This is a genomic window from Salipiger aestuarii (assembly GCF_003259905.1).
In the GTDB taxonomy this organism is placed as follows: domain Bacteria; phylum Pseudomonadota; class Alphaproteobacteria; order Rhodobacterales; family Rhodobacteraceae; genus Salipiger; species Salipiger aestuarii.
In genome coordinates this window covers 40907-50840 of record NZ_QLMG01000031.1, presented here as the reverse complement: position 1 = coordinate 50840, position 9934 = coordinate 40907, and the positions used below count along the sequence as shown (strand labels likewise).

Annotated in this window: 9 protein-coding genes; 8 read left to right on the top strand and 1 reads right to left on the bottom strand. The window is 65.1% G+C overall.

The genetic code is table 11. The features are described from left to right. The coding region (locus ATI53_RS15460) for a transposase (RefSeq protein ID WP_146609938.1) at positions 1 to 226 on the bottom strand (226 nt) is incomplete at its 3' end. A 661-nt stretch (positions 227 to 887) separates the two neighbouring features. On the opposite strand from ATI53_RS15460, the gene ATI53_RS15455 reads away from it, so the two are divergent. The 8 genes from ATI53_RS15455 to ATI53_RS15420 are packed head-to-tail and all read left to right on the top strand — an operon-like array spanning position 888 to position 9849. Continuing rightward, the gene (locus ATI53_RS15455) at positions 888 to 1241 is read left to right on the top strand and encodes a hypothetical protein (RefSeq protein ID WP_146609937.1); all 354 of its coding nucleotides are present in this window, start codon (positions 888 to 890) and stop codon (positions 1239 to 1241) included. Between the two features lie 3 nt (positions 1242 to 1244). Continuing rightward, a complete protein-coding gene (locus ATI53_RS15450; RefSeq protein WP_111550782.1) occupies positions 1245 to 3446 on the top strand; it encodes a NosR/NirI family protein in 2202 nt (733 codons plus the stop codon). Then, positions 3439 to 5376, top strand: coding sequence for a TAT-dependent nitrous-oxide reductase (nosZ, locus tag ATI53_RS15445; RefSeq protein ID WP_009503969.1), 1938 nt, complete (start codon positions 3439 to 3441; stop codon positions 5374 to 5376). Before ATI53_RS15450 ends, nosZ begins: the two co-directional genes overlap by 8 nt. After that, positions 5376 to 6686, top strand: coding sequence for a nitrous oxide reductase family maturation protein NosD (locus ATI53_RS15440; protein WP_009503970.1), 1311 nt, complete (start codon positions 5376 to 5378; stop codon positions 6684 to 6686). Before nosZ ends, ATI53_RS15440 begins: the two co-directional genes overlap by 1 nt. After that, complete coding sequence (locus tag ATI53_RS15435; protein WP_009503971.1) at positions 6664 to 7566, top strand: ABC transporter ATP-binding protein; 903 nt, start codon at positions 6664 to 6666, stop codon at positions 7564 to 7566. The genes ATI53_RS15440 and ATI53_RS15435 overlap by 23 nt, the downstream gene beginning before the upstream one ends. Then, the gene (locus ATI53_RS15430) at positions 7566 to 8390 is read left to right on the top strand and encodes an ABC transporter permease (RefSeq protein ID WP_111550781.1); all 825 of its coding nucleotides are present in this window, start codon (positions 7566 to 7568) and stop codon (positions 8388 to 8390) included. Before ATI53_RS15435 ends, ATI53_RS15430 begins: the two co-directional genes overlap by 1 nt. After that, a complete protein-coding gene (locus ATI53_RS15425; protein ID WP_111550780.1) occupies positions 8387 to 8950 on the top strand; it encodes a nitrous oxide reductase accessory protein NosL in 564 nt (187 codons plus the stop codon). Before ATI53_RS15430 ends, ATI53_RS15425 begins: the two co-directional genes overlap by 4 nt. Then, complete coding sequence (locus ATI53_RS15420) at positions 8947 to 9849, top strand: FAD:protein FMN transferase (protein WP_111550779.1); 903 nt, start codon at positions 8947 to 8949, stop codon at positions 9847 to 9849. The genes ATI53_RS15425 and ATI53_RS15420 overlap by 4 nt, the downstream gene beginning before the upstream one ends. Positions 9850 to 9934: the final 85 nt, after the last annotated feature.

Here is a 9934-nt window from a genome sequence, read left to right as displayed (position 1 = left end):
TCTTCGCGAAGATGCCTTTGTCGCTCCAACGCTTCCACCGATTATAGAGCGTTTTGTGAGGGCCATACTCCTTCGGCGCATCTCGCCAGCGCAACCCGTTGCGATTGATAAAGATAATCCCACTCAAAACGCGCCGGTCATCGACCCCGGGCTTACCGTGGGACTTTGGGAAGTAAGGTTCCAGACGCGCCATCTGTGTGTCGCTCAGCCAGAAGAGATCAGACATGTCACCGCTCGCTTTTTCGAGTGATGAATCATCTACTCAGGCTGAAATCAATGGATCCTGAGCCTAAGGCCACGAGCAAACGCTTTACCAACATCGGGCCCGCGCTGTCGTGGATCCTTGTCAAGGTTCTGGCGATCGCGCCCGGTGCCATACGGGTCCGAAACATGCCGAACCGGCCAGGCATCGCGCCACGGCTGTCGGCGAAGCACACAAATCCTCGATGATCGGGATAAGCCAAATCGGGCCAACATGGCGAATCGCAAGAATATCGACCTGGTCGATAGACCGACACGGCTTCGGTACTGCGACGGATGACACGGCGTGCCGCGCAAAACATGCAGGCAACACGCCAGTGACCACCGACATCCCACTCGAAAACGGCGACTGTTCCCACCTGACCCGCAACATGCAGCAGCCGGAAAATTCCTGTGTCCAGCAACCCTGGCCCGGCGTGCAGAGCAGACAGCTCCCCCTGCTCCAGATCGCCACGGCAAGTCGGGAAAGCGGTCCGCCCGTGCGAGACCGACCCGCCGGTGACGACGGTTCGGGGCGGAATCGGGCGTGCGCGGGACGTCCCGGCATCCACGGTTGATTTAGGTCAAGGAGCCGCGCCTCCGCAGGTCTACAGGCTGTAGGCATGAAACGACTTGCGATCATTCTGGTGCTGCCGGTCCTTGCCTTCGGTCTGGGGCTTGCAACCGCGGCGAGCGGTTCCCTTCGGCTCGCGCATGGTCTTGCGATGGCCGGACAGCAGGCGATCGTCATCTGCGGCAGTTCGGGCATCGAGACGATCACTCTTGACCGCAACGGCAACCCGGTCGAACCGGCGCCGTCTTCCTGCGATCACTGCGCCGATTGCATGTTGGCTTCCTTCGCAATTGCGGACGCGGCGGCATCGCGTTCGGCGCCGGTTCTGGGGAACCGGCAGGCCGCCATGAACCGCCCGGCGCGCTTCGTCTCTTCAGGGGTCTCGATACACCGCTCGCGTGGCCCACCAACCGTGACAGGTGCCTGACCGATGTCCATCCGTTCCCTCATCCTTGCTGCCTGCGCATGGGCCGCCATGTGTCTTACCCCGCTCTCGGCCGGAGCGCAGCAGGCAGAGCCGATACTCCGGCAATTCCTGTCCAGCGCCAACCCGGCCGCGCTGGTCGAAGGCGCCGACGCCTTCGGCCCGATCCGCGACGACATTGCCGTGGCCCCGATCCTGAAGGCGGGCAAGGCGGTCGGCCATGTCTTCCTGACCTCGGATTTCGTCGGCACGACCGGCTATTCCGGCAAGCCGATCCATACACTTGTCGCCATCGACGACGCGGCCACGATCCTTGGGGTCGACCTGGTCAAACACTCCGAACCCATCGTTCTGATCGGCATCCCCGAGCGCGAGATCCGCGCCATGATGGAGGCCTATCGCGGAGTCTCGCTGGTGGACGAGGCAGCGGCGGGCGGGTCGGCCCATGATCTCGACATCATCAGCGGAGCGACCGTGACAGTGATGGTGATCGACGACGGCGTCATCCGGTCCGGGCTTAGGGTGGCGCGGGCGCTTGGTCTTGGCGGGCTGTCCGAAGTGATTGAGTCCGGGCCGAAATTCGTGCTGCGCGAAGATGCGCCGCAGCCCGACAGCTGGATGCAGATGGAAGGCGACGGGGTCGTGCGCCGCCTGTCGCTGGACGTCGGGCAGGTAAACGCCGCCTTTGAGGCGGTGGACGACCCGCGCGCCGCCGCGCGCGCCCTGACCGATGCGCCCGAGACCACCTTCATCGACATGCAGATGACGCTGGTGTCCGTTCCCGCCATTGGCGAAGCGGTGCTGGGCGCGGCGGAGAATGCCAATCTGCGCGACTGGCTGGACGAAGGCGAGCACGCGATCGCCGTGGTGGGGCGGGGCCTCTATTCCTTTAAGGGGTCGGGCTATGTGCGGGGGGGTATCTTTGACCGCATCGTGCTGATCCAGGATGATGTGTCAGTGCGCTTTCGCGACCGCGGGCACCGCCGCATGGGGCCCGTCGCGCTGGACGATGCGCCCGGATTCACCGAGCGCGATCTGTTCAAGATCCCCGCCAACAGCGGCTTCGACCCAACGAAACCGTTCCGCCTGCAACTGTTGGTGCATCGCGAAGTGGCGGCCATCGAAAAGGTCTTTACCACCTTCGAACTGGGCTATCAGTTGCCGCGGGCCTTTCTGCAACCGCTGGCCGCGCCGCAGCCGGTGGTCGCCCCCCCCGAAGCCGAGGCCTCGGCGCAAAGCGCGCTCTGGCAGCGGATCTGGAAGGACAAGGCCGTCGAGGTCGCGGTTCTGAGCACGATGATCGCCGTCCTGACGCTGGCGTTCTTCTTTCAGATTCAGCTGACGAAATCCGATCGCGCGGTGAAAATCTTTCGCTACGGCTTTTTGACGCTGACGCTGGTGTTTCTCGGCTGGTACGCCAATGCGCAGTTGTCCGTCGTCAACCTGATGGCGCTGTTCGGTGCGCTGACCGCGGATTTCAGCTGGCAGGCGTTCCTGCTGGACCCGCTGACCTTCATCCTTTGGTTTTCGGTTGCTGCGGCGCTGCTGTTCTGGGGCCGGGGGGCCTATTGCGGCTGGCTCTGCCCATTCGGCGCTCTGCAAGAACTGACCAACCACATCGCCCGCAAGCTCGGCGTGCCGCAGGTCAGGCTGCCCTGGGGCCTGCACGAACGGCTGTGGGCCGTGAAATACATGATCTTCCTCGGGCTTTTCGGGGTCTCTTTGGGGTCGATCGAGCAGGCCGAACACCTGGCTGAGATCGAACCGTTCAAGACCGCGATCATCCTGAAATTCGTGCGTGCCTGGCCCTTTGTCGCCTATGCCGCAGCGCTGCTGATCGCCGGGCTTTTCGTCGAACGCTTTTACTGTCGCTACCTCTGTCCGCTGGGCGCGGCGCTGGCCATCCCGGCGCGGCTGCGGATGTTCGACTGGCTCAAGCGTTACAAGGAATGTGGCAACCCGTGCCAGATCTGCGCCAACGAATGCATGGTTCAGGCGATCCACCCGACCGGCGAGATCAACCCTAACGAATGCCTGAACTGCATGCATTGCCAGGTGCTTTACCAGTCCGAAGCGAAATGTCCCGTCGTGATCCGCCAGTTGAAGCGGCGCGCGGCGGTGTCTCAACCCGATCTCGAACGCAGCGCAAAGCCGCGCGGTGGGGTCGCCAATCATCCGAACAGACAAAAGGAGACAAGCCATGTCTGACAACGGGAACAACGGACTTAGCCGTCGCGGCTTCATGGGCGCCACGGCCACCGGCGCGGCGCTTCTGGGCGGAGCGGGGGGACGGCTGGGCCTGATGGGCGGCGCCGCCGCCATCACCGCCACCAGCGCGGCCAGCGCCGCGGCCGAGACCGCCCATGCGACCCCGGCACCGGGTGAGCTTGATGAATATTACGGCTTCTGGTCCTCGGGCCAGACCGGCGAGATGCGCATCCTCGGCGTCCCCTCCATGCGTGAACTGATGCGGGTGCCGGTGTTCAACCGCTGCTCGGCCACAGGTTGGGGTCAGACCAACGAAAGCCTCAAGGTGCTGACGGAAGGCATGCTGCCGCAGACGAAGGAATACCTTGCGGCGCAGGGCAAGACCGTTCACGACAACGGCGACCTGCACCACGTCCACATGTCCTTTACCGAGGGCAGGTACGACGGTCGTTTCCTGTTCATGAACGACAAGGCCAACACCCGCGTCGCCCGCGTGCGCTGCGACGTGATGAAATGCGACAGGATCATCGACATTCCCAACGCCAAGGCCATCCACGGTATGCGCCCGCAGCGCTGGCCGCGCACCGACTATGTCTTCGCCAATGGCGAGGACGAGGTGCCGATGGTCAACGACGGTTCGGTGCTGGACGATCCCGACAAATATGTGAACTTTTACACCGCCATCAACGCGGATGAGATGACCGTCGCCTGGCAGGTGATGGTATCGGGCAACCTTGACAACACCGATTGCGACTACGATGGCAAATACGCCTTTTCGACCTCGTACAACTCGGAAATGGGGATAAACCTGGCCGAGATGATGGAGTCCGAGATGGACCACGTCGTCGTCTTCAATATCAAGGAGATCGAAAAAGGCATTGCCGAAGGCGATGTGCAAGTGCTCAACGGCGTGCCGGTGATCGACGGGCGCAAGGGGCAGAACAAGAAATACACCCGCTACATTCCCATCCCCAACAGCCCGCACGGCATCAACATGGCCCCCGACAGGATCCACCTCTGCGTGGCGGGCAAACTGTCGCCCACCGTGTCGGTGATCGACGTGCGCAAGCTTGACGCGCTGTTTGAAGAGGACGCCGAGCCGCGCTCTGCGGTGGTGGCCGAACCCGAACTGGGCCTCGGGCCGCTTCACACCTGCTACGACGGCCGGGGCAACGCCTTTACCACGCTGTTCCTCGACAGCCAGGTGGTGATGTGGAACATCGAAAAGGCCGTCGCTGCCTATAATGGCGAAGCCGTGGATCCGATCATCACCAAGAAGGACGTCCACTATCAGCCTGGCCACAACTCGACCTGCGAGGGCGAGACGCTGGATGCAACTGCCAAGTACTATCTGTCGATGAACAAGTTCTCGAAGGACCGGTTCCTGAACGTGGGACCGCTCAAGCCCGAGAACGAACAGCTGTTTGCCATCGACGACGACGATCTGACGCTTCTGCATGACGGCCCGACCTTTGCCGAACCGCACGATTCGATCCTTGTGCATCGATCCAAGGTAAATCCCAGGTCGGTCTGGGACCGCAACGATCCGATGTGGGCCGATGCGCGGGCACAGGCCGAGGCGGATGGCGTCGATCTTGACGACTGGCAGGAAGAGGTGATCCGCGACGGCAACAAGGTGCGGGTCTACATGTCCAGCAACGCGCCCGCGTTCAGCATGGAGAGCTTTACCGTGACCGAAGGCGACGAGGTCACGGTCCATGTCACCAACCTCGACGACATCGACGACCTGACCCATGGCTTCTGCCTGAACAACCACGGGGTCGCCATGGAGGTGGCGCCGCAGGCCACGGCCTCTGTCACCTTCACGGCGGCGAAACCGGGCGTCTACTGGTACTATTGCCAGTGGTTCTGCCACGCGCTCCACATGGAGATGCGCGGCCGCATGCTCGTCGAACCAAGGGCCGGCTGATGCGACGGATCGCCTTCCTTCTGTGCCTGATCGCTTTGCCCGCCTGGGCAGAGCGTATCGCGGTGCCGCCCCGGCCCGGCGCGCTGGAGGATGCGCTGGCGCGGGCCGGGCAAGGCGACAGCCTTATCCTTGCACCGGGGCGGCACGCCGGCCCGGTGACCATAAATTCCTCTCTGACCCTGACCGGCGATCCGGGCGCCGTGGTCGATGCGGGCGGGCGGGGGACGGTCATCACCGTCGCCGCGCCTGACGTGACCGTGCGTGGGCTGACGGTTGTCAACTCCGGGCGCTCTGCGGAAACGCTCGACAGCGGGATCAAGCTGACCAAGACCGCCCGCGGCGCGCGGGTGCTGGACAACGACATGCGCGGCAACCTCGTGGGCGTCGATATTCACGGCGCGCGGGATGCGCTGGTCAAAGGCAACCGCATCGAAGGTCTGCGCCTGCGCCGGATGAACGACCGGGGCAACGGTGTCTATGTCTGGAACGCGCCGGGTTCTGTGGTGGAGGACAACGAGATCCGCTATGGCCGCGACGGCATCTTCTCGAACACCTCGAAGCGCAACACCTATCGCGGCAATCTTTTCCGCGACCTGCGGTTTGCCGTGCACTACATGTACACGAACGACAGCGTGATCGCGGACAACGTCTCGATCGGCAATCACCTTGGCTATGCGCTGATGTATTCGGACCGGATCGTGGCCAGGGGCAACGTCTCGATCAACGACCGCGACCACGGCGTGATGCTGAACTACACCAACCAGTCCGACATCTTCGGCAACTTTGTGACCGGGGGGACCGGGAAATGCACCTTCGTCTATAACGCCCACCGCAACCTGCTGGCCGACAACGTCTTTCAGGGATGCGAGATCGGCGTCCACTTCACCGCGGGCTCCGAGCGCAACACCATTACGGGCAACGCCTTTATCGGCAACCGCACGCAGGTGAAATACGTCGGCACCACCGATGTGGAATGGAGCTTTGAAGGGCGCGGCAATTACTGGTCCGACCACGTGGTCTTTGACCTCGACGGTGACGGGCGGGCGGACAGCGCATATCGGCCCAACGATCTGATGGACCACATCCTGTGGTCGCAACCGGCGGCCAAGCTGCTGATGGGTGCACCCGCGGTGCAACTGGTGCGCTGGAGCCAGGCGCAGTTTCCGGCCGCGCGGACGGGGGGCGTGGTGGACAGCCATCCGCTGACCGGCGCGCCGGTGCCAGAACTGCCGGAGCGCTTCGAACGACTGGCCGGCGCGGTGCCGCTCTGGGCCCAAGGAGTCCGTGATGACGATTCTCGCATTGACTGACCTGACCAAAAGGTTTGGCAAGCAGACCGCGCTGGATGCGGTGTCGCTGGACATCTCACCCGGAGAGCGTGTGGCCCTGCTTGGCCACAACGGCGCGGGCAAGTCGACGATGATGAAGCTGATCCTTGGTCTGCTGACGCCCGACGGGGGCACGGTGCAGATCGCGGGCCACCCGCCGGGCAGCGCGGTTGCGCGGTCGCTGACCGCCTACCTGCCGGAAAACGCGGCGTTTCATCCGTCTCTGACCGGCCGCGAGATGCTGCGCCACTACCTGCGTCTGCGCGGGCAGGACCCGCGCGGGGCGGATGCGCTGCTGGAAAAGGTCGGGCTGGGCGATGCTGGCGGGCGGCGCATCGGCGGCTATTCCAAGGGGATGCGGCAGCGCGTCGGGCTGGCTCAGGCGCTGATCGGCACGCCCCGGCTGATGGTTCTGGACGAGCCGACGACCGGCCTTGACCCGATTTCGCGCCGGGATTTCTATGCGCTGCTGGACGAGCTGGCGGAGCGGGGGGCGGCGATCCTGCTGTCCTCGCACGCGCTGTCCGAGCTTGAGGCGCGCACCGACCGCATTGTGGTGCTGGCACAGAGCCGGATGGTCGCGCAGGGCACGCTGGCGGACCTGCGCCGCGCAGCCACCCTGCCGCTGACGGTGCATCTCGCGGCGCGCGCGGGTCAGGGGGCCGCGTTGGCCCAAGCCTTCCCCGAGGCACAGGCCGAGGGCGACCGGCTGATCCTGGCCTGCCCGCAAGAGGACAAGCTGACAGTGCTGGAACGGATTGCCGCGCGGCGCGACCTGATCGCAGATTTCGATCTTTCGTCACCGACGCTGGACGATCTCTATGCACAGATCAGTGGCCGGGAAAACGGGAGGGCCGCGTGATGCCGGGCCGTGTCCTCTCGACCGCCGGGATCGAATTCCGCATCGCGCTGCGCAACCGCTGGGTGGCGGTGGGTGCGGCGATGATGGTGCTGTTTTCGCTGGTGCTGTCGGCTGCCGGGGCTGGGGCATCGGGTCTTGCGGCCGACCCGCTGTCGGTGATCGTGGCTAGCCTCGTGTCGCTGGCGGTCTACCTCGTGCCGCTGATTGCCCTGCTGATCTCTTTCGATGCCGTCGCCGGAGAGGCCGAGCGCGGCACCCTGCAGCTGGACCTGACCTATCCGCTGTCGCGGTCCGAATTGCTGATGGGCAAGCTTCTGGCGCAACTGGCCGTGGTGATCCTTGCGGTGCTCGCGGGCTACGCCGCCGCCGCTGCCATGGCCTTTGGCGCGGGCGGCGCGGATGCCGCCGCGGGGCTGGGTGCGCTCTGGCGGCTGACCTGGACCTCGGCGCTGCTGGGAGCCGCCTTCCTGTCGCTGGGCCATGCCATGTCCTGCGTGGCGCGGCGCGCGTCGGGCGCGGCGGCTCTGGTCATCGGGCTGTGGCTGGTGATGATCGTGCTCTATGATCTTGGCTTGCTGGCCGCTGTCATGGCCGACAATGGCGGGGCCTTCACGACGCGGGTTTTCCCTTGGGCGCTGGTGCTGAACCCCGCCGACGCCTTCCGCCTCTTCAATCTTGCCGCGTCGCAGGCCGTGGACGCGGCTTCGGGCCTCGCGGGGGCGGCAAACAGCATCGCCATCTGGAAACCTTTGACTTCGCTCCTGCTCTGGCCGGTGCTGGCCGCCGCTCTGGCGCGGCTGAGTTTCGCGAGGGTGCAACCATGAAACGCATGATTCCGATCACGCTCATTCTGCTGGCGCTGCTGGCGGGCTGCAAGGAAGAGACCGCGGACCTTCCGGCGCCGGTCGAGATCACCGCCGAGGCGGCTGGGTTTTACTGCCAGATGGCGCTGATCGAACATGACGGCCCCAAGGCGCAGATCCATCTTGACGGGATGCCCGCACCGCTGTTCTTCAGCCAGGTGCGCGACGCGTTGGCCTACCTGCACATGCCGGAACAAAGCCACGCGGTGACCGCAGCCTATGTGCAGGACATGACCGGCGCGACATGGGAGACGCCGGGCGCGTGGATCACCGCGCAGGCCGGCTATTTCGTCATCGGCTCCGACCGCATGGGCGGGATGCAGGCACCGGAGTTCGTGCCCTTTGCCACGCCCGAAGCCGCCGGGGCTTTTGCCACGGTGTATGGCGGTCATGTGCGCGCCTTCGACGACATCCGTGCCCGAGATCTTGTGACTCCGGCACCCGCCGCACCCGGCGCGGACGCCGATCCGGATATGGCCGACCGTCTGCGGCGTCTGTCCAGCACAGGAGATGGATCATGACCGCCTTTATCACCCGCCGCCGCTTGCTGATCGCCGCCGCGGCCTCGGGGCTGGCGACAGCCCTGCCCGCCGATCTGGCCCGCTGGGAAGGCTCGGCGCTTGGCGCCCATACGCAGATCCTGATGGATCACCCCGACTCGGCGCGGCTGATCGCCGTCGCGCGGAGTGAAATCGAGCGGCTGGAACGGGTGTTCAGCCTGTACCGGGGCGAATCCGAACTCAGCCGTCTGAACCGCGACGGCAGGCTGTCCGCGCCCTCGTTCGAGCTGCTCGATTGTCTTGCGCAGGCGCGGCTGGCGCATCGCGCGACCGAATGGCGGTTCGATCCCACGGTGCAGCCGCTCTGGGTGGTGCTGGCCAAAGCTCATGCGGCGGGGCGCACCCCGGCCCCCGACGCGGTGCAAACGGCGCGCGCGCGGATCGGCTTTGACGCGGTGTCCTTTGACGCGGCAGAAATCCGGCTGGGCGCGGGGCAGGCATTGACCCTGAACGGCATCGCGCAGGGCTATATTGCGGATCGGGTTGCCCGGCGGCTGAAGGCCGAGGGGCTGCGGGATGTGCTTGTCGACACCGGAGAGATCGCCGCACATGGCGCCCCGGCAGGACATGGGGGATGGCCGGTCTCGGTAGCCAACACCAACAGGCGGCTGATCTTGCACGATCGCGCCCTGGCGACGTCCGCCAGCCTCGGGACGGTTCTGGATGCCGAAGGCACGCAGGGCCATATCCTGCACCCGGTACAGACCGCGCCGGTTGCGCCACGGCAGGTCTCGGTCAGCGCCGAGAGCGCCGCGTTGGCCGACGCCCTTTCTACCGCCCTGTGCCTGGCCGAGAACGAAGCCACGGCGCTGCGCCTTCTGTCAGGCGTCGCTGGCGCGCGGCTTGAGGTCTTTGCCTGAACGCGAAAGACGAGGATGCGCCGGGTGCCAAAGCCTGCTTGCAGGGCTTCCGCTTCTCATCGTTCGTCCGGAGCCGCCTCTTGTG